Here is a 25,442-nt window from a genome sequence, read left to right as displayed (position 1 = left end):
AGTTTTGCCCAAGCGCTTGCTTGGGTGGCGGCCACGGCCTAAATTGCCGCCCACGACGTCAGCACACGTGAAGGAGAGAGGCATGGATGAGCAAAAAGCCCTGAGGGTGATGCGCACCATGGTCGATGCCGGCCAATTGACCGACCCCGACAGTGCCCGGGGCAAATTGCTGCAAACCGCAGCTCACCTGTTTCGCAACAAGGGCTTTGAGCGCACCACCGTGCGTGACTTGGCCAGCGCGGTGGGCATTCAGTCCGGCAGCATCTTTCATCACTTCAAGAGCAAGGACGAGATCCTGCGCGCGGTGATGGAGGAAACCATCCACTACAACACCGCGATGATGCGCGCCTCACTCGAGGAAGCGAACAGCGTGCGTGAACGCGTGTTGGCGCTGATTCGCTGTGAGTTGCAGTCGATCATGGGCGGCAGCGGCGAAGCCATGGCGGTGCTGGTCTACGAATGGCGTTCGCTGTCGGCCGATGGCCAGGCTCAGGTGCTGGCGCTGCGGGATGTGTACGAAGACATCTGGTTGCAGGTGCTGGGCGAGGCCAAGGCCGCCGGATACATCAGGGGCGATGTATTTATCACCCGGCGTTTCCTCACCGGCGCGTTGTCGTGGACCACCACGTGGTTCCGCGCCCAAGGCAGCATGACCCTGGAGCAATTGGCCGAAGAAGCCCTGCTGATGGTGCTGAAGGCCGATTGAGGCGCAAGCCATTAATTTGCCGATGGAAAGTTGTCTCACCTGACAAAAACGCCTAGCTTATCGCCATCAGAGTATTAAACGGTGTGTGCCTCAATGTTTTCGCCATGGCGGCTGGCTGCAGGACTAACTTTATGGGCACTGGGCACAGCGGGGTGGATGCCGGCTTCGGCTGCGCAATTGGTGAGGATCGGCGCCGCGCATTTTCCGCCCTACACCGTACGCCCCGAGCAGGGCGCCGACACCGGTTTACTGCCGCAACTGGTCGAGGCGCTGAACGCCTCGCAAACCGATTACCAATTTGTACTGGTGCCGACGTCGATCCCACGGCGTTTTCGCGATTTCGAGCAAGGCCGGGTCGACATGGCGATCTTCGAAAACCCCGATTGGGGCTGGCAGAACATTGACCACACTGCCGTGGACATGGGGCTTGAAGACGCGGAAATTTTCGTCGCCCAGCGTGAGCCCGGTCGCGATCAGCGCTATTTCGCCGACCTCAACGGCAAGCGTCTGGCCGTGTTCAGCGGTTATCACTACGCCTTTGCCAACTTCAACCCCGACCCCAAATACATGACCGAGCATTTCAACGCCACGTTGACCTATTCCCATGACAGCAACTTGCTGATGGTGGCGCGCGGGCGTGCGGACATCGCACTGGTCACGCGTTCGTACTTGAGTGATTTCATGGTGCGCAACGCGGACATGGCCGGGCAGTTCCTGGTCTCGGAGCGGATTGACCAGGTGTACCACCACTACGCGTTGCTGCGGCCAAAGGCACCGATTACCGGAGCGGCGTTTGCCGAGATGCTCAAGCGCCTGCGCGATAACGGGCAGCTGTTGAAGATCTTCGAGCCGTATCGCATTGATGTGACAGCGGTGCACTGAGCGCGGATCAGGCCTGTTGTGGCGAGCAGGCTTGCCCTGCGTTGGGCTGCGAAGCGGCCCCAATAAAGCCACCGCATGTTTTCAGTCAGACCGCAGTGTCTGTTTTCAGGGCTGCTGCGCAGCCCGACGCGGGGCAAGCCCGCTCGCCACAGCAACCCTGCCCACCACAACAAGCCCTTTCCCCACACTCAGACTCGCCGCGCAAACGTATCGCTGTGGCTGCCCGACACCTTGCGGCAATGCACCAGCGCATCACGAATCATGAAGTTCACCAGGGTCGGCGAGACGCCGAGTTCCTTGGCGATGTCCTTTTGCGGCACGCCGTGCAGGCGATACATCTCGAACGCGTAACGGGTGCGTTGGGGCAATTGCGTCAGGGCGTCGGCGATGTTTTCCAGGGTGTTGAAGTTGATGTGCGAGGTTTCCGGTGAAGCGCCGTGAATGACCACATTCAAGCCTTCCTCTTCGGTCCCGGAGTATTTGAGTTCCAGGGCCTGCTTGCGGTAGTGATCGATCGCCAGGTTGCGCACGATCTGGAACAGATAACTCAGTTGGGCCTTGAACGATGAGGTGATCGTCGGCGCCGATTGCAGTCGGAAGTAGGCGTCCTGCACCACGTCTTCGGCGCGCGAGCGGCAGCCGGTAATGCGTGCCGCGATCTTCACCAGAATCAAACGATTGTCGACGAATGCCTGGAGAAGCGGTGAGTCGCACCTGCCTGTGAATACTTGTTCCGTCATGGAAATCACCTTGTCGCAAAAGAGGTTAGGGGAGGGCGTCCGTGCTGAGGCCTCCTACACATCGGGCAACAAATTATGCTTAATGATAATGATTGTCAAATGAGAAGACGAACTAATCTTATGCCTTCCTGAAAGGTGTGAACCAGGTCTCGCGCTTGCCCGCAGACTAATTATTTGCCGGCACCGTCCGTTCTCTTGGGTGACAGGTCCGTTAACAAACGGCCAAGGATCAGCGCCCGCAGGAGGACGACATGGGTTTGTACGGTGCATACAGCGTGTTTCAGTTTGGAGCCTTTAGCCTATCGGGCGCCCTCAGCCTGATGAGAGCGCTCAGCCGATGAGTGCCGCCACGCGACTGCGCCTGTTTTGCCTGCCCTATTCGGGGGCCAGCGCCATGGTCTATGCGCGTTGGCGTCGGGCTCTGCCGGAGTGGTTGCAAGTGTGCCCACTGGAATTGCCGGGGCGCGGCATGCGCATGGATGAGCCGTTGCAGCGCGACATCAAGGCCTTGGCAGCGCAGTTGGCGGATGAAATCAGCCGCGACCTGAACGGCCCGTATGCCCTGTTCGGCCACAGCCTCGGCGGCCTGCTCGCCTTCGAATTGGCCCACGCCCTGCGCGAGCGCGGTGCGCCTGAGCCGCTGGCGTTGTTTGCCTCTGGCACCGCCGGCCCGGCGCGTCGTGATGTGAGCGACTACGCCATTGAAAAGACCGACCAACAACTGATCGCCCGCCTGCGCGAACTGCAGGGCACCGCCGAAGAGGCCCTGGCCAACCCCGAATTGATGCAGTTGATGCTGCCGATTCTGCGGGCCGACTTCCTGCTCTGCGGCAGCTTCACCTACGGCCAGCGCGAACCGCTGGGCATGCCGATCCACGTGTTTGGCGGCAAGCAAGACAGCGTGCGCGCCGACCAGTTGCTTGACTGGCAGGCCGACGCCGCCAGCGGCTTTTCCTTGGACATGTTCGACGGCCACCACTTCTTTCTCGTGCAGCACGAAAGCGCCGTGCTGCGTTGCCTGCGGCGCTACGCCGACGAGCACCTCGCACGCTGGCGCAGTGACGCGGCGCGGCAGCTGGCCGCCGTCTGAACGCTCTCTATTTCTCGATTTTCCCGTAAGCCGATTTCAGGCAGGAACCCCATGATGGACGCCTTCGAACTTCCCCGCACTCTGGTCCAGTCCCTTCAACGCCGCGCCGCGCAGACCCCGGACCAGGTGGCCCTGCGCTTCCTCGCCGACTCTGCCGAGCAAAACGTTGTGCTCAGCTACCGTGACCTGGACCAGCGCGCCCGCGCCATCGCCGCCGCCTTGCAGGCCAATGCGGCGTTGGGCGAGCGCGCGGTGCTGTTGTTCCCCAGCGGCCCGGACTACGTCGCGGCGTTCTTTGGCTGCCTGTACGCCGGGGTCATCGCAGTGCCGGCGTATCCGCCAGAGTCCACGCGCCGGCATCATCAGGAGCGCCTGCTGTCGATCATCAGTGACGCCGAACCGCGCTTGCTGCTGACCATTGCCAGCCTCGGCGACGGCCTGGCGCAAATCGACAACGCGCCGCCGGTGCTGAGCGTCGACACCCTGGATGCACAGCTCGCCGAGCGCTGGGTCGAACCCGAACTGCACGCCGACGACATCGCCTTTCTGCAATACACCTCCGGCTCCACCGCATTGCCCAAAGGCGTGCAAGTCAGCCACGGCAATCTGGTGGCCAACGAAGTGCTGATCCGCCGTGGTTTTGGCATCGACCTCAACCCGGATGACGTGATCGTCAGCTGGCTGCCGCTGTACCACGACATGGGCCTGATCGGCGGCCTGCTGCAACCGATCTTCAGTGGCGTGCCGTGCGTGTTGATGTCGCCGGCGTACTTCCTTGGCCGGCCGCTGCGTTGGCTGGAGGCGATCAGTGAATACCGCGGCACCATCAGCGGTGGCCCGGACTTCGCCTACCGCCTGTGCAGCGAGCGGGTCAGCGAATCAGCCCTGGAGCGCCTCGACTTGAGCACCTGGCGCGTGGCCTATTCGGGCTCTGAACCGATCCGCCTCGACACCCTGGAGCGCTTCGCCGAGAAGTTCGCGACGTGTGGCTTCACCCCGAACAATTTCTTCGCCTCCTACGGCCTGGCCGAGGCGACCCTGTTCGTCGCCGGCGGCACCCGTGGCCAAGGCATCCCGGCCTTGCGCCTGGATGAACAGGCGTTGGCCGCCAACCGCGCCGAACCGGGGCAGGGCAACGCGATCATGAGCTGCGGCACCAGCCAGCCGGGGCACGCGGTGTTGATCGCCGACCCGCACACGCTGAGCGAACTGCCGGATAACCACATCGGCGAACTGTGGGCCAGCGGCCCGAGCATCGCCCACGGCTACTGGCGCAACCCGCAAGCGTCGGCCAAGACGTTTGTACAGCACGCCGGCCGCACCTGGCTGCGCACCGGCGACCTGGGTTTTATCCGCGAGGGCCAGGTGTACATCACCGGTCGCCTGAAAGACCTGCTGATCGTGCGCGGCCATAACCTGTATCCCCAGGACATCGAACAGACTGTGGAGCGCGAAGTGGAAGTGGTGCGCAAGGGCCGCGTTGCCGCTTTTGCAGTGAATGACCAGGGCCTGGAAGGCATCGGCATCGCCGCCGAAATCAGCCGCAGCGTGCAGAAAATCCTGCCGCCCGAGGCGCTGATCAAAGCCATCCGCCAGGCCGTGGCCGAGGCGTATCAAGAAGCCCCGAGCGTGGTGGTGCTGCTCAACCCCGGCGCCTTGCCGAAGACCTCCAGCGGCAAAGTGCAGCGCTCGGCCTGTGCCCTTCGCCACGCCGATGGCAGCCTCGACAGCTACGCGCAGTTCCCCGACCTGCAAGCGCAAGCGAGCGATGCGGCGTTGGAATCCGATCTGCAAAACCAGATCGCCGCCATCTGGTGCGAGCAGTTGCAGGTCGCAACCCTCGCGGCCGATGACCACTTTTTCTTGCTCGGCGGTAACTCCATCACCGTCACCCAAGTGGTCGCCCGCCTGCGCGAAACCCTGGGGCTGGAGCTGAACCTGCGCATGCTGTTCGAAGCGCCGACCCTGGCGAGCTTTGCCGCAAGCGTTGCGCAATTGCAGCAGGATGGCGGCGTTGCTCAAGGCGCGATTCATGCCTTGTCGCGCCAGGACGACTTGCCGCAATCCCTGGCGCAAAACCGCCTGTGGATCACCTGGCAACTTGACCCGCAGAGCAGCGCCTACACCATCCCCGGCGCCTTGCGTTTGCGCGGCGAGTTGGACGAAGACGCGGTGCGCGCCAGCTTCCAGCACCTGATCCAGCGTCACGAAGCCCTGCGCACGCGTTTCTACGAGCGCGACGGCCAGGCCTTCCAGCGTGTGCAGGCAAGCGCCGAATTCGACCTGCAAATTATCGACCTCAGCGACCTGCCGGGCGCCGAGCGTGAGGCGCGCGCGCAGCAGATCCGCGAAGACGAGGCGCGCACCCAGTTCGACCTGGAAAAAGGCCCGCTGCTGTGGGTGACCCTGGTGCGCCTGGACGATGAAGATCACCAATTGCTGGTGACGCTGCACCACATCATTGCCGACGGTTGGTCGCTGAGTATCCTCATCGACGAATTCTCGCGCCTGTATGCCGCCGCAACGCAAGGCCAGACTCTGGAGCTACCACCATTGGCCCTGCAATACGCCGACTACGGCAGTTGGCAGCGCCAATGGCTGGCCGAAGGCGAAGGCCAGCGGCAACTGGCGTACTGGAAAACCCAGCTGGGCGAGGAACATCCGAGCCTGAGCCTGGCCACCGACCATCCGCGCTCGGCGCAACAACGCCACAGCGCGTCGCGCCATAGCGTGCGCCTGGAGGCCGGCCTCAGTGCAGCGATTCGCAAGACCGCCCAAGACAACCAAGCCACCCCGTTCATGCTGCTGCTGGCGGCGTTCCAAAGCCTGCTCTACCGCTACAGCGGCCAGCGCGATATCCGCATCGGCGTGCCGAATGCCAACCGCCCGCGCCAGGAAACCCAAGGCCTGATCGGCTTCTTCATCAACACCCTGGTGCTGCGCGCCGAGCTGGACGGGCGCCTGCCGTTCAATCAACTGTTGGCGGCCACCCGTCAGGCTGCGTTGGGCGCCCAGGCGCATCAGGACCTGCCGTTCGAGCAACTGCTGGAAGCCTTCCCGCACGCCCGCGAACAGGGCCTGTTCCAGGTCATGTTCAACCACCAGCAACGCGACCTGAGTGCCTTGCGCCGCCTGCCGGGCATGCTCGCCGATGAGTTGCCCTGGCACAGCCGCGAGGCCAAGTTCGACCTGCAACTGCACAGCGAAGAAGACCGCAACGGGCGCCTGAGCCTGTCGTTCGACTACGCCGATGAGCTGTTCGAAACCAACACCATCCGGCGTCTCGCCGAGCACTTCATTACTCTGCTGCACGCCGTGTGCGAGCAACCGCAACAGGCCATCGGCGACTTGCAGCTGATGCACGCCGACGAACAACAGCCGTGGAGCGCCGCGCCTTGCACGCCGGCGCAGCAGTGGCTGCCCGAGCTGCTCAGCCAACACACCGCGGACAACACCGCGCTGGTCTGGCAGGACGGCAACCTGACCTTCGCCCAACTGCACACCCAGGCCAACCGCCTGGCCCATTACCTGCGTGACAAGGGCGTTGGCCCGGATGTGTGCGTGGCCATCGCCGCCGAACGCTCGCCGCAACTGTTGATCGGCTTGCTGGCGATCATCAAGGCCGGTGGCGCCTATGTGCCGCTCGACCCGGATTACCCCGCCGACCGCCTGGCCTACATGCTCCAGGACAGCGGGGTGCACCTGCTGTTGACCCAAACCTCACTGCTCGATCTGCTACCGGCACCCGAAGGTGTGTGCGTGATCGCCATGGACAGCCTGCACCTCGACAGCTGGCCGACCCAGGCACCGGGTTTGCATCTGCATGGCGACAACCTCGCCTACGTGATCTACACCTCCGGCTCCACCGGCCAGCCCAAGGGCGTGGGCAATACCCATGCGGCGCTGGCCGAGCGTTTGCAGTGGATGCAAGCCACGTATCAACTCAACGACACTGATGTGCTGATGCAAAAAGCACCGATCAGTTTCGACGTGTCGGTGTGGGAGTGCTTCTGGCCATTGATCACCGGTTGCCGCCTGGTGCTGGCCGGTCCCGGCGAGCATCGCGACCCGCACCGCATTGCGCAGTTGGTGCAGGAACACGGCGTAACCACCCTGCACTTTGTGCCGCCGCTGTTGCAGCTGTTTATCGATGAGCCGCGGGTGACCGAATGCACCAGTCTGCGCCGCCTGTTCTCCGGCGGTGAAGCCTTGCCCGCCGAACTGCGCAACCGCGTCTTGGCACAGTTGCCGGCGGTGCAATTGCACAACCGTTATGGCCCGACGGAAACCGCGATCAACGTCACCCACTGGCAGTGCCAGGCCGAAGACGGCGAGCGCTCGCCGATTGGCCGGCCGCTGGGCAATGTGATCTGTCGCGTGCTGGACGAACACCTCAACCCATTGCCGGCCGGTGTGCCGGGCGAATTGTGCATCGGCGGCATCGGCCTGGCGCGCGGTTACCTCGGCCGCGCCGGGTTGACCGCCGAACGTTTCGTCGCCGACCCACTGGGCGAGGCGGGCACACGCCTGTACCGCACCGGTGACCGCGTGCGCTGGAGCGCTGACGGCGTACTCGACTACCTCGGCCGCCTCGACCAGCAGGTCAAACTGCGTGGCTTTCGCGTGGAACCGGAAGAAATCGAAGCACGCCTGTTGGCCATGGACGGCATCGCTCAAGCCGTGGTGCTGGTGCGTGACCAGCAACTGATCGGCTACTACACCGCCAGCACCGCGCTGGACGCTCAACAGGTAAAAACTGCCCTGGCCGCCGAGCTGCCGGAATACATGGTGCCCGCGCAACTGCTGCGTCTGGAGGCGATGCCGCTGAGCCCCAGCGGCAAACTGGACCGCCGTGCCTTGCCGGCGCCGGTGTGGCAAACCCGTGAACACATCGAACCCCAAACCCCGTTGCAGCAGCAGATTGCGGCGATCTGGCGCGAAGTCCTCGGCCTGCCTCGCATTGGCCTGGGCGACGACTTCTTCGCCCTCGGTGGCCACTCGTTGCTGGCCACGCAAATCATCTCGCGCACCCGCCAGGCCTGCGACGTCGAGCTGCCGCTGCGCACCTTGTTCGAAGCCAGCGAGCTGGGCGCGTTTGCCGAGCAAGTCGGGCTGATCCAGGCCTCGGGCCAGCGCAACCAGCAAACCGCTATCGCCAAGGTCGACCGCAGCGCGCCGGTGCCGCTGTCCTATTCCCAGCAGCGCATGTGGTTCCTCTGGCAGATGGAGCCGGACAGCCCGGCCTACAACGTCGGCGGCATGGCGCGCCTGCGTGGCGTGCTGGACGTGGGGCGTTTTGAGGCAGCGTTGCAAGCCTTGATCATGCGTCACGAAACCCTGCGCACCACCTTCCCGAGCGTCGACGGCGTGGCCCAGCAAAAGGTCGCGCCGCAAACCGGACTGCGCATGGACTGGCAGGATTTCTCGGCGCTCACTGAAGCCGAGCGTCAGCTGCGCCTGCAACAACTGGCCGACCACGAAGCCCATACACCTTTCAACCTGGAAACCGGGCCATTGCTGCGCGCGTGCCTGGTCAAGGCCGGCGAGCAGGAACACTACCTGGTGCTGACCCTGCACCACATCGTCACCGAAGGCTGGGCGATGGACATCTTCGCGCGTGAACTCAGCGCGCTGTACGAGGCTTTTATCGACGAGCGCGATTCGCCGCTGGCGCCGTTGCCGGTGCAGTACCTCGACTACAGCGTGTGGCAGCGCCAATGGCTGGAGTCCGGCGAGCGTCAGCGCCAACTCGACTACTGGATCGGGCAGCTTGGGCATGAGCATCCACTGCTCGAACTGCCCGGCGACCGCCCGCGTCCGCCGGTGCAAAGCCATCAGGGCGAGCTGTACCGCTTTGACCTGAGCGATGAACTGGCCGCCCGCGTGCGCGCCTTCAATGCCGAACGCGGCCTGACCCTGTTCATGACCATGACCGCCACCCTGGCCGTGTTGCTCTACCGCTACAGCGGCCAGACCGACCTGCGCATCGGCGCGCCGGTGGCCAACCGCATTCGCCCTGAAAGCGAGGGCCTGATCGGCGCATTCCTCAACACCCAGGTGCTGCGTTGCCAGCTCACTGGGCAGATGAAGGTGGGCGAGTTGTTCGAGCAGGTGCGCCACACCGTGATTGAAGGCCAGTCCCATCAGGACCTGCCGTTCGATCATTTGGTGGAAGCCCTGCAACCCCCACGCAGCGCGGCCTACAACCCGCTGTTCCAAGTGATGTGCAACGTGCAGCGCTGGGAATTCCAGCAGAGCCGCCAACTCGCCGGCATGACCGTCGAGTACCTGGCCAACGACGCGCGTGCGACCAAGTTCGACCTCAACCTGGAAGTCACCGACCTCGACCACCGCCTGGGTTGCTGCCTGACCTACAGCACCGACCTGTTCGACGAACCGCGCATTGCGCGCATGGCCGAGCATTGGCGCAACTTGCTGGAGGCACTGATCGCCAACCCGCAGCAGCGCCTCAGCGAATTGCCGTTGCTGACCGCCGCCGAGCAGCGCGCGTTGCAGAACAGCCTCGGTATGGAAGCGGGCGAGCATCGCCTCGATCAGTGCATTCATCAGTTGTTCAGTCAGCAGGCGAGCAAGCGTGCCGATGCGCCGGCACTGACCTTTGCCGGTGAAACCCTGACCTACCGCGAACTGGACGCCCGCGCCAATCGCCTGGCGTGGATGCTGCGCGAGCGCGGCGTCGGCCCGCAGGTGCGCGTCGGCCTGGCGTTGCCGCGTTCTCTGGAAATGGTGATTGGCTTGTTGGCGATCCTCAAGGCCGGTGGCGCCTATGTGCCGCTCGACCCGGAATACCCGCTGGACCGCTTGCACTACATGATCGAAGACAGCGGCATCGGCCTGCTGCTCAGTGACGCGGCACTGTTCGAAGCCCTTGGTGAACTGCCGGCGACGGTGGCGTGCTGGTGCCTGGAAGATGACCTGCCGATGCTCGCCAATTACTCGGCCGACGAGCTGCCCTTTATCAGCTTGCCGCAACATCAGGCGTACTTGATCTACACCTCAGGTTCCACCGGCAAGCCCAAAGGCGTGGTGGTGTCCCACGGTGAAATCGCCATGCATTGCCAGGCGGTGATCAAGCGCTTTGGCATGCGTGCGGACGATTGCGAACTGCACTTTTATTCGATCAATTTCGACGCCGCCACCGAGCGTTTGCTGGTGCCGCTGCTCAGCGGCGCGCAGGTGGTGTTGCGCGCCCAGGGCCAGTGGGATGCCGAAGAAATCTGCGCGCTGATTCGCACCCATCGCATCAATATCCTCGGCTTCACCCCAAGCTATGGCAGCCAGTTGGCGCAGTGGCTGGCGACTCAGCAGCAAACCTTGCCGGTGCGCATGTGCATCACCGGCGGTGAGGCGCTGACCGGCGAACACTTGCAGCGTATCCGCGCAGCGTTTCAGCCCGAGGTGTTTTTCAACGCCTACGGCCCGACCGAAACCGTGGTCATGCCGCTGGCCAGTCTGGCGCCCGAGCACGTGGAGGAGGGCGCTGGCAGCGTGCCGATCGGCAGCATCATCGGCGACCGCGTGGCCTACATTTTTGACGCCGACCTGGCGCTGGTGCCGCAGGGTGCGACCGGCGAGTTGTATGTCGGCGGGGCCGGTCTGGCGCAGGGTTACCACCAACGCCCGGGCATGACCGCAGAGCGTTTTGTCGCCGACCCGTTTGCTACCAATGGCGGGCGTTTGTACCGCACCGGCGACCTGGTGCGCCAACGCGCCGATGGCCTGGTGGAGTACCTGGGCCGTATCGACCATCAGGTGAAAATTCGCGGTTTCCGCATTGAACTGGGTGAAATCGAAACCCGCCTGCTGGAACACCACGCGGTGCGCGAAGCGGTGGTGCTGGCGCTGGATTCGCCGAGCGGCAAACAGCTGGTGGCTTATCTGGTCAGCGACGCCGACCACGCCACACTGCGCGACGCGCTCAAGGCACACCTCAAGACGCAACTGCCGGACTACATGGTGCCTGCGCACCTGATCGTGCTGGACAGCATGCCGCTGACCGCCAACGGCAAGCTCGACCGCCGCGCCTTGCCGCAACCGGACCCGGAGGCGAACCGCCAAGACTACGTGGCGCCACGCAACGAACTGGAGCACACCCTGGCCGCGATCTGGTGCGCCGTGTTGAACGTGCAGCAGGTCGGCATGGACGATAATTTCTTTGAACTGGGCGGCGACTCGATCCTGTCGATCCAGGTGGTCAGCCGTGCGCGGCAGGCCGGAATTCACTTCAGCCCGCGCGATCTGTTCCAGCACCAGACCGTGCAAACCCTGGCGGCCGTGGCGACGCGGTCCGAGCGGGTCAGCGCCGAACAAGGGGTGCTGACGGGCAGCTCGGGCCTGACGCCGATCCAGCATTGGTTTTTCGATACGGCGATTCCGAATCGTCAGCACTGGAACCAGGCGTTGCTGCTCAAACCGCTGCAACTGCTCGACCCGCATCGCCTGGAGCAAGCGCTGTTGGCGGTGCTGGAACACCACGACGCCCTGCGCCTGAGCTTTACGCCGCGCGACGCCCAATGGCACGCCGAGCACTTGGCCGTGCCGCGCGGCGGCGTGCTGATGCAGGCGCAAGTGCGCGATATGGCGCAGTGCACCGCGCTGTTCACCGACACCCAACGCAGCCTCGACCTCGAACACGGCCCGCTGCTGCGCGCCTTGCTGGTGGATGGCCCGCAGGGTCAGCAACGCCTGTTGATCGCGATTCATCATCTGGTGGTGGATGGCGTGTCGTGGCGCGTATTGCTTGAAGACCTGCAAACCGTCTACCGCCAACTGAGCGACGGCCAATCGGTCAGCCTGCCGGCCAAGACCAGCGCCTTGCGTGATTGGGCTGCGCGTTTGCAGGCCTATGCGAGCAGTGAATCCCTGCGTGAAGAGTTGAGCCTCTGGCAAGACCGGTTGGCCGGTCCTGCGGCGGTATTGCCGGTGGATCGCCCACACGGCTCGCTGCTCACTCGGGATGCCGACACGGTCAGCGTGCGCCTGGACGCGCAACACACCCGCCAGCTGCTGCAACAGGCGCCAAGCGCCTATCGCACTCAGGTCAACGACCTGCTGCTGACGGCGTTGGCCCGTGTGCTGTGCCGCTGGAGTGGTCACGATTCAGCGCTGGTCCAGCTGGAAGGCCATGGCCGTGAAACCTTGTTTGATGACATCGACCTGACCCGCAGCGTCGGCTGGTTTACCAGCGCTTACCCATTGCGCTTGACCCCGCAAGCAGAGCAGGGCGCGTCGATCAAGGCGATCAAAGAGCAACTGCGCGGCGTGCCGCACAAAGGTTTGGGCTATGGCGTGCTGCGTTACCTGGCGGACGATCTGTGCAAGCAGACCATGGCTGCACTGCCAAGCGCCGACATCACCTTCAACTACCTCGGCCAGTTCGACCAGAGCTTCGGCGCCGATGCGCTGTTCCACCCGCTGGATGAGCCAGCCGGCCTGGCGCATGACCCGCAGGCGCCGTTGCCCAATGAGTTGAGCGTCGACAGCCAGGTGTACGGCGGCGAACTGGTGCTGCGCTGGACCTTCAGCCGCGAGCGCCACGATCAACAGACCATTCGCGAACTGGCCGAAGCCTACCTGGGCGAACTGCAAAGCCTGATCGCGCATTGCCTGAGCGACGCTGCCGGCGGCCTCACACCGTCGGACTTCCCGCTGGCGCACCTGACCCAGCCACAACTCGACAGCCTGCCGGTGCCGGCCAGCGCCATCGAAGACGTGTACCCGCTGACGCCGATGCAGGAAGGCCTGCTGCTGCACACTTTGCTGGAACCGGGCACGGGCCTCTACTACATGCAGGACCGCTACCGCATCAACAGCGCGCTCGACCCGCAGCGGTTTGCCCAAGCCTGGCAGGCGGTGATCGCCCGTCACGAAGCCTTGCGCGCGTCGTTCTGCTGGAACGTCGGCGAAGACATGCTGCAAGTGATTCACAAGCCGGGCAGCACGCCGATCGAGTACCTGGACTGGAGCGCCGAGCCGGAAAGTGAACAGGAGCCGCGCCTGCAAGCCTTGCTCAAGGCCGAGCGTGAAGCCGGTTTCGATCTGCTTAACCAGGCGCCGTTTCACCTGCGCCTGATCCGCGTCGGTGAAGCGCGCTACTGGTTCATGATGAGCAACCACCACATCCTCATCGATGCCTGGTGCCGTTCGCTGTTGATGAATGACTTCTTTGAGATCTACATGGCCATGGGCGAAGGCCGCGAAGCACAGTTGGCTACACCGCCGCGCTACCGCGATTACATTGCCTGGCTGCAACGCCAGAACCTCGCCGAAGCGCGCCAGTGGTGGCAGCACAACCTGCAAGGTTTCGAGCGCACCACACCGATCCCTAGTGACCGGCCGTTCCTGCGTGAACATGCGGGCCATAGCGGCGGCATGGTGGTGGGCGACTGCTACACCCGCCTGGAGGCACGCGACGGTGCGCAACTGCGTGAACTGGCGCAGGCCCATCAACTGACCGTCAACACCTTCGCCCAGGCGGCATGGGCGTTGGTGCTGCGTCGCTTGAGCGGCGAGCGTGACGTGTTGTTCGGCGTTACCGTGGCCGGGCGCCCGGTGGACATGCCCGAGATGCAACGCACTGTCGGCCTGTTCATCAACAGCATCGCGCTGCGGGTGAAACTGCCTGAAGACGGTCAGCGCTGCAGCGTGCGCCAGTGGTTGAGCGGCTTGCTTGACAGCAACATGCAGCTGCGCGAGTACGAGTACCTGCCGCTGGTGACCATTCAGGAACACAGCGAATTGCCCAAGGGCCAACCGTTGTTCGACAGCCTGTTCGTGTTCGAGAACGCGCCGGTGGAAGTCTCGGTGCTGGACCACGCGCAAAGCCTGAATGCCACCTCGGATTCCGGCCGCACCCACACCAACTTCCCGCTGACCGCGGTGTGCTACCCGGGTGATGACCTCGGTTTGCACCTGTCCTACGACCAGCGTTACTTCGACGAGAGCACCGTGCAGGGCATGCTCGGCGAGTTCAAGCGCTTGCTGCTGGCGCTGGTGCAAGGCTTCCATGGCGACATGGCCGACCTGCCGTTGATTGGCGCGCAGGAACGTGAATTCCTGCTCGACGGCTGCAACCAGAGCGAGCACGTCTACCCGTTGGAGCGCAGCTATGTCGAGCTGTTCGAAGCTCAGGTGGCCGCGTATCCGCAGCGCATCGCCGCCAGTTGCCTTGACCAGCAATGGAGCTATGACGAATTGAACCGGCGCAGTAATGGTCTTAGCCACGCGCTGATCGCGGCGGGTGTCGGCCTGGACCAGCCGGTGGCATTGCTGGCTGAGCGTAACCTCGACTTGCTGGGCATGATCATCGGCAGCTTCAAGGCCGGCGCCGGTTATCTGCCGCTGGACCCAGGCCTGCCAAGCCAGCGCCTGAGCCGGATTATCGACTTGAGCCGCACGCCGTTGCTGGTGTGCACCGAGGCGTGTCGCGAGCAGGCAATTGAATTGCTGGAAGGTACCGACTGCCAGTTGCTGGTGTGGGAGGAAGTGCCGGGCCGTGGGGAAAATCCAGGTGTCTACAGCGGCCCGGACAACCTCGCCTACGTGATCTACACCTCGGGCTCCACCGGCCTGCCCAAAGGCGTGATGGTCGAACAGCGCGGCATGCTGAATAACCAGTTGAGCAAGGTGCCGTATCTGGACCTGAGCCCGGCGGATGTAATCGCCCAAACTGCGTCGCAAAGTTTCGACATTTCCGTGTGGCAATTCCTCGCTGCGCCGCTGTTTGGCGCGCGGGTGGATATTGTGCCGAATACGGTCGCCCATGATCCGCAAGGTTTGCTGGCCCATGTGCAGGCCCAGGGCATTACCGTGCTGGAAAGCGTGCCGTCGCTGATCCAGGGCATGCTCGCCCAGGAACGCATGAGCCTGGACGGCCTGCGCTGGATGCTGCCGACGGGCGAAGCGATGCCGCCGGAGCTGGCGCACCAATGGCTGCTGCGGTATCCAGACATTGGCCTGGTCAACGCTTATGGCCCGGCGGAATGTTCGGATGACGTGGCGTTCTTCCGCGTCGATCTGGCGTCAACCCAAGGCACTTATTTGCCGATTGGCACCCCGACCGACAACAACCGGTTGTATGTGCTCGATGGCGCACTGGCGTTGGTGCCACAGGGCTCGGTTGGCGAGCTGTGCGTGGCAGGGACTGGTGTGGGCCGTGGTTACGTCAGCGATCCTTTGCGCACGGCGCAGGTGTTTGTGCCCAACCCGTTTGGCGCACCCGGCGAGCGTCTCTACCGCACCGGCGACCTGGCACGTCGGCGCAGCGATGGCGTGTTGGAATATGTGGGGCGTATCGACCACCAGGTGAAGATTCGCGGCTACCGCATCGAGCTGGGTGAAATCGAAGCGCGCCTGCATGAACAGTTGGAGGTGCGTGACGCCGCGGTGGGTGTACAAGAGGGCGTCAACGGCAAGCACTTGGTGGGTTACCTGGTGGCGGCGGATGAAAGCCTCAACCCGAGCGAGCGCCTGGACCGCATCAAGCAACGCCTGCGCGCCGAGCTGCCGGAATACATGGTGCCACTGCACTGGTTATGGCTCGAGCGCCTTCCGCTGAACGCCAACGGCAAACTCGACCGCAAGGCCCTGCCGACCCTGGAGATCGGCCAGTTGCACAGCCAGGATTACTTGGCGCCGCGCAACGAACTGGAAACGACGTTGGCGGCTATCTGGGCCGAGGTACTGAAAGTCGACAGGGTGGGCGTACAGGACAACTTCTTCGAGCTGGGCGGGCATTCGTTGCTGGCTACACAGATTGCCTCCCGGGTGCAGAAAACCCTGCAGCGCGATGTGCCACTGCGGGCGATGTTCGAGTGCAGCACGGTGGCGGAGTTGGCCGAGTACATCGAGGGCTTGGCGGCGAATGAGATCAGTGCCGAGAAGGTCGATCGGTTGAGTGATTTGATGGCGGAGTTGGAGGGGCTTTAAGGAAAACTGGAACAACTGGCGGTGAGAGAAATTGTGCTTATTTCCGCCTTTGTTTGTAGGATATCGACCTCGAGTGGCGTAGGTGATTTCCATAATACTGTTTTTATATACAGTGTTTTAAGGGCTGTTGCCTGATGGGAAGCAAATGAGTGAAAAACGGGCCTGTGGCAAAAAAAGGCAACTCCGTTAGGTTGAGGTTCTCTCCTTCAGGAAGGGAGAGTTCTTAATCACTATCAATGGAGTCACACATGAATAAACCACACACCCAGACACCTCTTCGCCATGGTCGTGTCACGTCCCCTTCCAGCCGTGGCGCAGTCGCCGTGGATCTCGGCCTGCTGGCTACCTGGCAGGTCAATGAAATGGAAGGCGGCAAGAACTTTCCGGCACTGATTGCCGGTCCGTTCCCGGCGCCTTATCAAACCGACAGTGACAGCGTCACCCCACCCGCCGACGGCTTCATCCTCAGCGGCGGCAAGACCGATGCCCGTGACTGCATCAACTTCACCAACGAGGAAATGGCCAAGAAACTCAACCGTGCTTTCACCTGGCCGCTGCTCAATGTCGACCCGGGTCAGACCTTCAAGGTCGCCTGGGAATACACCGCGCCGCACACCACCCGTGGCTATCGCTGGCTGATCACCAAGGATGGCTGGGATCCGAAACAGCGCATCACCCGCGCACAACTGGAAGCCCAGCCGTTTGCCGAAGACTTCTATACCCAGGTGCCGTACTTCAGCCATGCAGGTGAACTGAAGGCCAAGGTCAATCACGAAGTGAAACTGCCGGCCAACAAAAAGGGCAAGCATGTGATCGTATTGATGTGGATCGTCGCCAACACCGGCAACGCCTTCTATCAAGCCTTCGACGTGGACTTCAAATAAGCCCACGCCGTTAAACCCATACGTTCTGAAGGATTAGAACATGACAAATATTGACTTCACCTCACTGAAATCGCCGCTGAACGATGTCGCTTCGCTGATGCCGAGCATTGCCGGCAAAAAGATCCTCATGGGCTTCTGGCACAACTGGCCTGCCGGCGCGAGCGACGGCTACCAGCGTGGCCAATTCGCCAATATGAACCTGGCGGACGTGCCGAAGGATTACAACGTGGTGGCCGTGGCCTTCATGAAAGGCAACGGTATCCCAACGTTCAAGCCGTACAACCTTTCCGACGCCGAGTTCCGCCGTCAGGTGGGCGTGCTAAACAGTCAGGGCAGGGCGGTGCTGATTTCCCTTGGCGGCGCCGATGCGCACATCGAGCTGCATAAAGGCAACGAACAGCCACTGGCCAACGAGATTATCCGCCTGGTGGAAACCTATGGCTTTGATGGCCTGGACATCGATCTTGAACAGCGCGCGATTGATTTCGCCGACAACAAGACTGTCCTGCCCGCCGCGTTGAAACTGGTCAAGGACCATTACGCCGGTGAAGGCAAACACTTCATTATCAGCATGGCGCCGGAGTTTCCTTACCTGACCACCGCCGGCAAATACGTCGGTTACATCCAGGCGCTGGAAGGCTATTACGACTTCATTGCCCCGCAGTATTACAACCAAGGGGGCGACGGGATCTGGGTGCAGGAGGCCAACAACGGCAACGGTGCCTGGATTGCCCAGAACAACGACGCGATGAAAGAGGATTTCCTGTTTTACCTGACCGAAAGTCTGGTGAGCGGAACGCGAGGGTTTACCAAAATCCCGGCGGACAAGTTCGTCATTGGTCTGCCGGCCAACGTCGACGCAGCCGCCACCGGTTATGTGATCAACCCCGCAGCCGTGACCAATGCATTCAAGCGTTTGGACGCCAAAGGGTTGTCGATCAAGGGCCTGATGACATGGTCGGTGAATTGGGACAACGGGATCAGCAAAGACCACGTGCCCTACAACTGGGAATTCAGCCGCCGCTATGGGCCGTTGATCACAGGCACTCATCTGTCTGGCCTCGGTGAGGATGAGGCGGATCTCGAAGTCGCCAATCGGCAGTAGCGCAAAGAGACATCGGGCAGACGTGCCTGATCTCAAACAGCTATGTTTATGAGCTGATCGTTGGCTTTATCAAATAGAATCCGATGCCCTCTTTGGGCATCGGATTTTCTGCGTCAGGCTCAAGTTTTCATCCGGTTTTTATGAACTTGCTTTGCTCGTTTTCTGTTGCGCAAGCCCGAAACAGTCTTAGGGAAACGTCGATTACTTGGGCCCCAGAATCTTCGCCAGTTTGTCCGGCGACGGCGCGCCTTGCTGTTGCTGCAACCCGCCCTTGTCATCCAGATAGAAAATCGCCGGCGTCGCCGACAATTCCAGCTCTTCCATCAACTTCATGTTGGCATCGAGCTTGGCTTCGATGTCCGCCGGGATCTTGTCCAGCGCCTGCAATTTGCTGCCTTTGCCGGCGGCTTCGTGTTCTTCCAAGGCTTTTTGCGGGTCTTTGGCGGCGAACAGCGCAGCCGACTTGCCTGGGCTGTCCTCGCGGATAATGCCCACCATGATGTGGCGCAACTGCACCTTGCCGGCTTTTACCCACGGCCGTGCCTGTTCCCAGAACATGTTGCAGTACGGGCAGTTGGGGTCGCTGAACAGGTAGACGATACGTGGCGCGTTTTTATCGCCGTCCTGAATCCAGTTGCTGTGTTCCATCTTGGCCCAGACTTCCTTGGCCATCGGCGCGTACACCAGTTTTTCCAGGGGCGCGCTGCTCAGGTCTTTGCCCTCGGCGTCGTACAGGTTGCCGGCAATCACGCTTTTGCCGTCGGCGGTCAGGTACAGGGCCATGCCGCGGTTCTGGTATTGCGCGGCGTAGCCGGTGAGGCCGCTGGGCGCATCGAACTTGCCGAGGATCTTGGCGCCTTTGGCTTCGATCTGTTTGATCGGTGCCGGCCAGTCTTCGGCCTGGGCCAGGGTGGCCGCGAGCGTCAGCGGCAGCAGGGTCAGCAGGTGGCGGAGGCTTGGCATGTCGGTTTCCTTTCAGGGGCGGTGTCGAAGGGTTCCATGGCACGGGCCAGGCTGGCTTGGGACAGCTCACCGAGGTGGCTGTTGATCAGGCGCCCATCGGCTTGGTAGAACAGCGTGGTCGGCAAGGCCATGGAGCCCACGGCCTGGCCGAGTCGGCCGCTGGCGTCAAACAATACGTTATCGAGGGTCAGGCCTTGGGTCGCGAGGAAGGTGCTGACGCTTTGCATGCTTTCGGCCTGGTTGACGAACAGGAAGGTCACGTCGGGGCGCTGGTGCTGGGCGCGCTCCAGTACCGGCATTTCCCGGCGGCACGGTGGGCACCAGGTGGCCCAGAGGTTGATCACCAGCGGGCCGCCTTTGTAGTCGGCCAGTTGCACCACGTCGCCATTGGCGTTGCGCAAGGTGATGTCCGGCAGTTGCGCGCCTTTGTCGTACAGGCTCAGCGATAAACTGGTCAGGCCCCAGAACACCAAGCCCGTGACCACCCCGGCGCTCAACGGTTTGCGCAGGGCAGGGCGGCGCCAGCCGTACAACAGGGCGCCGATTACCAGTGCAATCACGCCGGGCCAGGCGAGGAAACCGCCGTCGCGCAGGTCGACCATCTGCAGGGGATCGCGGCTGTAATCGCTCAAGTACATCACGACAAAGCTGACGCGCGCGGCCAGCATGCCCAGCAGGAACAGGGTGAACAGCACCGATTCGGGGTTTTCGCCGCCACGCTTGGCCACCCGCCAGCCCACCAGGGTGGCGAGAATCAACGCGCTGATCAGCAGGATGTGATTCAGGGCGATGGCGAAGGTGCCGATGGTCAGGGTCAGCATCAGCGTGCGTCTCGGGTTTGCGTCCAGCGTTGCAGGAAGGCGGCGGCATCCACTTCGCCGGTGATGCGTTGGGCGCGACGTTCTTCACCGTTGGGGCCGATCCACACAAAGCTCGGTGGCCCCGGCACCTTGTAGCGACCCAGCAGCTCACGGCTGGCAGCGTTGTCGGCGGTGACGTCGAGGCGCAGCAGGCGCACATCTTTAAGGGCGTCCATCACCTCCGGTTTGCCGAATACCTGTTTTTCCATGATCTTGCACGACACGCACCAGTCGGCATAGTAATCCACCAGCACCCACTGGCCCTGGGCCTTGGCACTGTCGAGCTGGGTTTGCAGCACGGCCGGGTCATTGATGGTCATGAACGCGTCATGGGCGCTCGGTGCGGCGGCAACCCGCGAGCCACCGTAGACTTTCAGCGGTTGCCAGAGGTCGTCGCTGCCACCGGCCGCGCCCACCACCAGTACTGCGCCCCACAGGCCCAGCACCAGGGAGCCTGCGCCAAACACTTTGGCCGCCAGCCCGTATTCGCGCGCCAGGCCCCAGCCGCAGTAAGCCATCACCAGGGCCAATACGCCCCACAGGCCGAGCCACAGGCTTTCGCCGACCACCGGGCGAATCATCAGCACTGCGGTGCCCAGGAACAGGAAGCCGAAGACGCCCTTGAGCACGTTCATCCAAGTGCCCGGTTTCGGCAGGAAGCGGTTGCCCACCGTCACCAGCAGCAACAGCGGGATGCCGATGCCGATGCCCATGGCGAAGAGAATCAGGCCACCGTGCAGCGCATTGCCGCTCTGGGCGATATACAGCAGCGCGCCGGCCAGTGGCGCAGTCATGCACGGCCCCACCAGCAAGCCGGAGAGCGCACCGAGCACGCCGGCGCCTACCAGGCTGCCGCCGCTTTGCTGACGGCTGACGTTGTCCAGGCGATCACGCAGGAAGGCCGGCAATTGCAGTTCAAAGAAACCAAACATTGGCAGGGCGAGGATCACAAACAGCGCGGCGAAACTGCCAAGAATCCACGGCGTTTGCAGCCATGCAGCGAGGTTGCCGCCGAGCAGCGCGGCCAGTACGCCCAGCGCTGCATACACCAGCGCCATGCATATCACGTAGCTGCTGGCCAGGGCGAAACCACGACGCGGGCTCGCGCCACTGCCGACCACCAGGCCTGCGAGAATCGGCAGCATCGGCAGCGAACACGGGGCAAATGCCAGCAGCAGGCCCAGACCAAAGAACACCAGCAGGCTCCAGCCCAGGCTGCGCTGTTGCAGGCCGCTGGCCAGGCTCTGGTCCTGGGCTTGTGCGGTGGCGGCGACGGCGGGGTTGCCGCCCAGGTCCACGGTGATCGACTGCGGCGGGTAGCACAGGCCCGCATCGGCACAGCCCTGCCAGCCGAGCTTGACCTGGCCGGTGGCGCCGGCCGGAATCTTCACTTCCAGGCCCTGGCGATACACTTGCTGTTCACCGAAGAACTCGTCGCTGTGGGCTTCGCCCTGCGGTAACGCCGGTTTGTCGGCCAGGCCGTCGAACTTCATGCGTTGCTGGTACAGGTAGTAACCGTCGGCAATCTGCCAATACAGCTGGGTCTCGCCAGACTCCAGGCGTTCGGAGGTAAAGGTGAAGGCTTTGCCCACCGGGAGGAAATCGGGTTTGCTTTCAAAAGGGTTGCCCGGCGCGGCCTGGGCGAATCCCGCGAACATTACCAGTAGAAAGGTAAACAGATGCCGCATGGTCAAGCCTTAGTTTGGTGCAAGTTAGGGACACAATGTGTGGCGTTGATTAACCGATGATTAACCGGGGGGCTATTCTAAAGTGAAGGGCGTGTCTGAGCGCGCCTCTTTTCACGGCATAATCGGCGCTTAATCCGCTGCACCTTTAATTCTCCCCATCTTTCATGAAGGGTTCACCATGCACGTACTGGTCTGTGAAGACGACGAACTGATCGCCAGCGGCATCGTGGCCGGCCTCGGCGCTCAGGGCTTTACCGTCGAACGCGTGGCCACGGCCGCGGCTGCACGGGCGATGCTCAAGGCGGCCACGTTTGACATCATGGTGCTCGACCTCGGTTTGCCCGACGAAGACGGCCTCAAGCTGCTGCAACAACAGCGCAGCCAGGGACTGGAGATTCCGGTGCTGATTCTGACGGCGCGGGATTCTGTGACCAACCGTGTCGACGGCCTGCAAGCCGGTGCCGACGATTACCTGCTCAAGCCCTTCGACCTGCGCGAGCTTGCCGCCCGCCTGCAAACCCTGCTGCGGCGAGTGGCGGGGCGCCGGGTCAACCTGATCGAACACGGCCGCCTCGCCTACGACCCCAGCAGCCGGGAAACCTTCCTGGGCGGCGAGCCGGTGGATCTTTCCCGTCGCGAACAAGCGTTGTTGCAGGCCTTGTTGCATAACAAAGGCCGGGTGCTGTCCAGCGAACAGCTCAAGGACAGCGTCTACGGTTTTAACGACGAACTGGAAAGTAACGCCCTCAACGTGCATATCCATCACCTGCGGCGTAAATTGGGCAACGGCATCGTCGAGACCGTGCGCGGCCTCGGTTATCGCCTGGGCACGGCCGATGGTGGCGTGGCCGATGATGGAGAACACGCCTCGTGATGAGCCTGCGCCTGCGCCTGACGTTCAAGCTGGGCGCTGCTTTCGTGCTGATCTGGCTGCTGGCGGCGGCCTGGATGCTCAACGATCTGCGCAACCAGATGATGTTCTCCCTCGACCAGCGTCTGGTGGCGTCGGCGCGCATGGTCGCGGGGTTGACCGAGCAGATGCCGGGCCTGGCCAGTGTGAGCGGCGGTACGCACCTGCGCACCGAGCAACTGAATGTGCCGGGTGGCATGGCCTGCCAGGTCAGCTCCCTGCGTGGGGAAATTCTGGCGCGCAGCCACATGACCCCGGATGAAGGCCTGGAGTCGCGCAAGAGTGGCTTTCGCGATCAAGTCATCGACGGCGTCGGCTGGCGCAGTTTCACCCTGTCCCGGGGGGACTTGTTGATCACCACGGCCGACCGTCAGGTGGAGCGCGAGGCGCTGAACCTGTCGATCCTGCTGGCGGCTTCGGTGCCGGTCGGCGTGGCCTTGCTGGGTTGCCTGTGCCTGCTGTGGCTGGGCATCGGCCAGAGCCTGCTGCCGCTCAACCGTATGCGTGACGCGTTGATGCGCCGCAGTGCCGATTCGCTCGAACCCTTGCAGATTCACCCTCTGCCCAGCGAGCTAAAACCGCTGCTCGACACCCAGAACCAACTGTTGCAACGCATCGCCAAGACCATCGAGCGTGAGCGCCGCCTCACCGGTGATGCCGCGCATGAGTTGCGCAGCCCGCTGACGGCGATCAAGACCCACCTGCAAGTGGCGCGCATGACCGACGGCGCGGCGCGCGACCAGTCCCTGGCCCACGCCGAGGAGGGCGCTGACCGGCTGCATCGTACCCTGGAGCAATTGCTGCTGTTGGCGCGGGTGGAAGGCAGCCTGTCGTTCGATGACGGCCTGCAATCGAGCGCCGAACAGGTCGCGCGGCTGGCGATCCAGGATGCCAACGCCGGCGACAACCGGCGTATCGACCTGATCCTGTCGGCCAACCTCACCGATACCCCGGTGGAAATGCCAGTGGCCCTGGCGGTCGCGGCCTTGCGCAACCTGCTGGATAACGCGCTGCGCCATACGCCGGGTGATACCCGGGTGGAGCTGAGTGTGTTCACCACTGCCGACACGGTGGTGTTCCGCGTGCGTGATCATGGCAAGCAGATTTCCAGTGAGGACCTGCAATACCTGACCCAACGTTTCTGGCGCAATGGCAGCAGCGAGGGCTGTGGGCTGGGTCTGGCGATCGTGCAGGCGATCGTGCAGCGCTGCTCCTGCTCGCTGAAATTCGACAGTCAGGCAGATGGCTTGCGGGTCGATCTGGGGATGCCGTTGCGGCGCTGAGCACTTTTCTTCAAGCACCAAATAGTTACCGCCCGCCTGACATTCTTCCCTTCAGGATGGCGGTAATTTTTTTGCGCTTGAGCGGGCTGAATGACTCGGCCTGTACTGAAAAGGACGGTTCTTATGTTGGTGGTCGATAGCAGTTTCCCCGCCAGGGGTTTCAATGAGCGTAACGCTGAGCCCGTGCAGCAGGTGGTTTTGCATTACACCGCGGCGCCTTTTGCTTCATCCCTGCGTACGCTCACACAAGAGGGTGTCAGCGCTCACTACTTGCTGCCCGATCCGGATGACCCTGGCTACCGCGCCACCGGCCATGACGAATTGCGCGTGTTTCGGCTGGTGGACGAGGATAAGCGTGCGTGGCATGCCGGGGTCAGTTATTGGGGTGGGCGGGATGATCTCAATAGCCGGTCGATTGGTGTCGAGATTGTTAATTTGGCGCGGGATGAGGGGGGCGTGTTTACGTTTCCAGCGTATGGCGAAGAACAGGTTGATGTGTTGATTGCGTTGGTTCGCGATGTCCTTGGGCGCTATCCGCAGATTGGGCCTGCCGATGTGCTTGGGCATTCGGATGTTGCCTATTGGCGCAAGAGCGATCCGGGGCCTCGGTTGCCTTGGCGGTGTTTGTTCGAGGCAGGGGTTGGGGCCTGGTTTGATGAGGCGACGCGGGGCATGTACCAGCGGCGGTTTTGTCTTGGGTTGCCGCCGGAGGTTGAGGTGGAGCGGGCGTTTCAGCGGTATGGGTATAAGCCGGCCCAGAATCGCCGGGCGTTTGAGCTGCGGACGCGGGCGTTTCAGATGCACTTTCGGAGTCGGGATTATGGTGGGGTTTTGGATGGGGAGACGTGTGCGATTTTGTATGCGTTGAATGATCGGTATCGGGGGATTTGAGCGCCTTATTTGGGGGGTTGGACATATCCGTTGCTGCGGTAACGGCGGCTGGCGGTTCCGCTCTTACAGCGGGTCACTTTTGGCAAACGCCTGGAATGCCGGCCCAGCCAAAAGTAACCAAAAGGTCTTTGCCCCACCACTCGGTGCCTCGCTTAGGCTCGACATGCCCGAACGCAGGCTTGAATCCGTGGGCCGCCGCGACGGGCCATCCATGGCCCAACACGGCTAACCCGGCGTCCTGCCGGGTTACCCACGGATTCAAGCCTGCGCTCGGCTAGCGTGGTTGACGGGGCCTGTCAGATCACAAGCAAGATCAAAAGCAAAAGCACGGCGGCCCGAAAGCCGACCTGAGTGGTAGAAGCAAAAGCACAGCAACACACTTCTATCTGATACACAGAGATCCAAATGTGGGAGCGGGGGGTGTCGCCCCAAGGGGGGTTGTGACAAAAAAAAAATTTGGTAGACACACCCCCAAACCGGACCCACCCCCCC

The 25,442-nt window shown here is 62.7% G+C and carries 12 protein-coding genes and 1 pseudogene; 9 read left to right on the top strand and 4 right to left on the bottom strand.

Annotated elements, in window-relative coordinates:
- Positions 1–82: 82 nt before the first annotated feature.
- Both ACP7B3_RS06020 and ACP7B3_RS06015 read left to right on the top strand, forming a co-directional pair.
- Entirely contained in the window at positions 83–706 is a 624-nt protein-coding gene (locus ACP7B3_RS06020) for a TetR/AcrR family transcriptional regulator (protein WP_145158829.1), read from the top strand.
- A 93-nt stretch (positions 707–799) separates the two neighbouring features.
- Positions 800–1,588 carry a substrate-binding periplasmic protein gene (locus ACP7B3_RS06015; RefSeq protein WP_145158827.1) on the top strand — a complete coding sequence of 263 codons (789 nt, stop codon included), beginning with the start codon at positions 800–802 and terminating at the stop codon, positions 1,586–1,588.
- 188 nt (positions 1,589–1,776) lie between these two features.
- Here ACP7B3_RS06015 and ACP7B3_RS06010 read toward each other — a convergent pair whose 3' ends face one another.
- Entirely contained in the window at positions 1,777–2,328 is a 552-nt protein-coding gene (locus ACP7B3_RS06010) for an RNA polymerase factor sigma-70 (RefSeq protein WP_145158825.1), read from the bottom strand.
- A 337-nt stretch (positions 2,329–2,665) separates the two neighbouring features.
- Here ACP7B3_RS06010 and ACP7B3_RS06005 point away from each other — a divergent pair, with 337 nt between their 5' ends.
- From ACP7B3_RS06005 to ACP7B3_RS05990, 4 genes and pseudogenes are all read left to right on the top strand, one after another.
- Positions 2,666–3,418 (top strand): thioesterase II family protein, encoded by a 753-nt coding sequence (locus tag ACP7B3_RS06005; RefSeq protein ID WP_145158823.1) that lies wholly within the window; start codon positions 2,666–2,668, stop codon positions 3,416–3,418.
- Between the two features lie 51 nt (positions 3,419–3,469).
- Entirely contained in the window at positions 3,470–16,366 is a 12,897-nt protein-coding gene (locus tag ACP7B3_RS06000) for a non-ribosomal peptide synthetase (RefSeq protein WP_426178428.1), read from the top strand.
- 248 nt (positions 16,367–16,614) lie between these two features.
- Positions 16,615–17,250 carry a lytic polysaccharide monooxygenase auxiliary activity family 9 protein gene (locus ACP7B3_RS05995; RefSeq protein WP_426178427.1) on the top strand — a complete coding sequence of 212 codons (636 nt, stop codon included), beginning with the start codon at positions 16,615–16,617 and terminating at the stop codon, positions 17,248–17,250.
- Between the two features lie 40 nt (positions 17,251–17,290).
- A pseudogene (locus tag ACP7B3_RS05990) lies at positions 17,291–18,289 on the top strand (chitinase); the annotation flags it as partial.
- Between the two features lie 267 nt (positions 18,290–18,556).
- Here the strand turns inward: ACP7B3_RS05990 and dsbG are convergent.
- The 3 genes from dsbG to dsbD are packed head-to-tail and all read right to left on the bottom strand — an operon-like array spanning position 18,557 to position 21,866.
- A complete protein-coding gene (gene dsbG / locus ACP7B3_RS05985) occupies positions 18,557–19,318 on the bottom strand; it encodes a thiol:disulfide interchange protein DsbG (protein ID WP_106576498.1) in 762 nt (253 codons plus the stop codon).
- Positions 19,294–20,139, bottom strand: a complete 846-nt coding sequence (locus tag ACP7B3_RS05980; RefSeq protein ID WP_426178426.1) for a prolipoprotein diacylglyceryl transferase family protein — start codon at positions 20,137–20,139, stop codon at positions 19,294–19,296. Before ACP7B3_RS05980 ends, dsbG begins: the two co-directional genes overlap by 25 nt.
- A complete protein-coding gene (gene dsbD / locus ACP7B3_RS05975) occupies positions 20,139–21,866 on the bottom strand; it encodes a protein-disulfide reductase DsbD (RefSeq protein WP_369301231.1) in 1,728 nt (575 codons plus the stop codon). Before dsbD ends, ACP7B3_RS05980 begins: the two co-directional genes overlap by 1 nt.
- 178 nt (positions 21,867–22,044) lie before the next feature.
- On the opposite strand from dsbD, the gene ACP7B3_RS05970 reads away from it, so the two are divergent.
- The 3 genes from ACP7B3_RS05970 to ACP7B3_RS05960 all read left to right on the top strand — a co-directional run bounded on the left by ACP7B3_RS05970 (position 22,045) and on the right by ACP7B3_RS05960 (position 24,950).
- Positions 22,045–22,740, top strand: a complete 696-nt coding sequence (locus tag ACP7B3_RS05970; RefSeq protein WP_106576501.1) for a response regulator — start codon at positions 22,045–22,047, stop codon at positions 22,738–22,740.
- Complete coding sequence (locus tag ACP7B3_RS05965) at positions 22,740–24,059, top strand: ATP-binding protein (RefSeq protein ID WP_242195561.1); 1,320 nt, start codon at positions 22,740–22,742, stop codon at positions 24,057–24,059. The genes ACP7B3_RS05970 and ACP7B3_RS05965 overlap by 1 nt, the downstream gene beginning before the upstream one ends.
- A gap of 123 nt (positions 24,060–24,182) precedes the next feature.
- Positions 24,183–24,950, top strand: coding sequence for an N-acetylmuramoyl-L-alanine amidase (locus ACP7B3_RS05960; protein WP_426178422.1), 768 nt, complete (start codon positions 24,183–24,185; stop codon positions 24,948–24,950).
- Positions 24,951–25,442: the final 492 nt, after the last annotated feature.

Source organism: Pseudomonas sp. TWRC1-2, assembly GCF_049896685.1.
GTDB lineage: Bacteria > Pseudomonadota > Gammaproteobacteria > Pseudomonadales > Pseudomonadaceae > Aquipseudomonas.
The sequence above is the reverse complement of the archived record's forward strand: the minus strand, read 5'-3'. Positions and strand labels throughout refer to the sequence as shown.

Bases quoted from the DNA above. Each gene is read 5' to 3' on its own strand.
- ACP7B3_RS06020 (WP_145158829.1), top strand. From the start codon at position 83: ATGGATGAGCAAAAAGCCCTGAGGGTGATGCGCACCATGGTCGATGCC.
- ACP7B3_RS06015 (WP_145158827.1), top strand. From the start codon at position 800: ATGTTTTCGCCATGGCGGCTGGCTGCAGGACTAACTTTATGGGCACTG.
- ACP7B3_RS06010 (WP_145158825.1), bottom strand. From the start codon at position 2,328: ATGACGGAACAAGTATTCACAGGCAGGTGCGACTCACCGCTTCTCCAG.
- ACP7B3_RS06005 (WP_145158823.1), top strand. From the start codon at position 2,666: ATGAGTGCCGCCACGCGACTGCGCCTGTTTTGCCTGCCCTATTCGGGG.
- ACP7B3_RS06000 (WP_426178428.1), top strand. From the start codon at position 3,470: ATGATGGACGCCTTCGAACTTCCCCGCACTCTGGTCCAGTCCCTTCAA.
- ACP7B3_RS05995 (WP_426178427.1), top strand. From the start codon at position 16,615: ATGAATAAACCACACACCCAGACACCTCTTCGCCATGGTCGTGTCACG.
- dsbG (WP_106576498.1), bottom strand. From the start codon at position 19,318: ATGCCAAGCCTCCGCCACCTGCTGACCCTGCTGCCGCTGACGCTCGCG.
- ACP7B3_RS05980 (WP_426178426.1), bottom strand. From the start codon at position 20,139: ATGCTGACCCTGACCATCGGCACCTTCGCCATCGCCCTGAATCACATC.
- dsbD (WP_369301231.1), bottom strand. From the start codon at position 21,866: ATGCGGCATCTGTTTACCTTTCTACTGGTAATGTTCGCGGGATTCGCC.
- ACP7B3_RS05970 (WP_106576501.1), top strand. From the start codon at position 22,045: ATGCACGTACTGGTCTGTGAAGACGACGAACTGATCGCCAGCGGCATC.
- ACP7B3_RS05965 (WP_242195561.1), top strand. From the start codon at position 22,740: ATGAGCCTGCGCCTGCGCCTGACGTTCAAGCTGGGCGCTGCTTTCGTG.
- ACP7B3_RS05960 (WP_426178422.1), top strand. From the start codon at position 24,183: ATGTTGGTGGTCGATAGCAGTTTCCCCGCCAGGGGTTTCAATGAGCGT.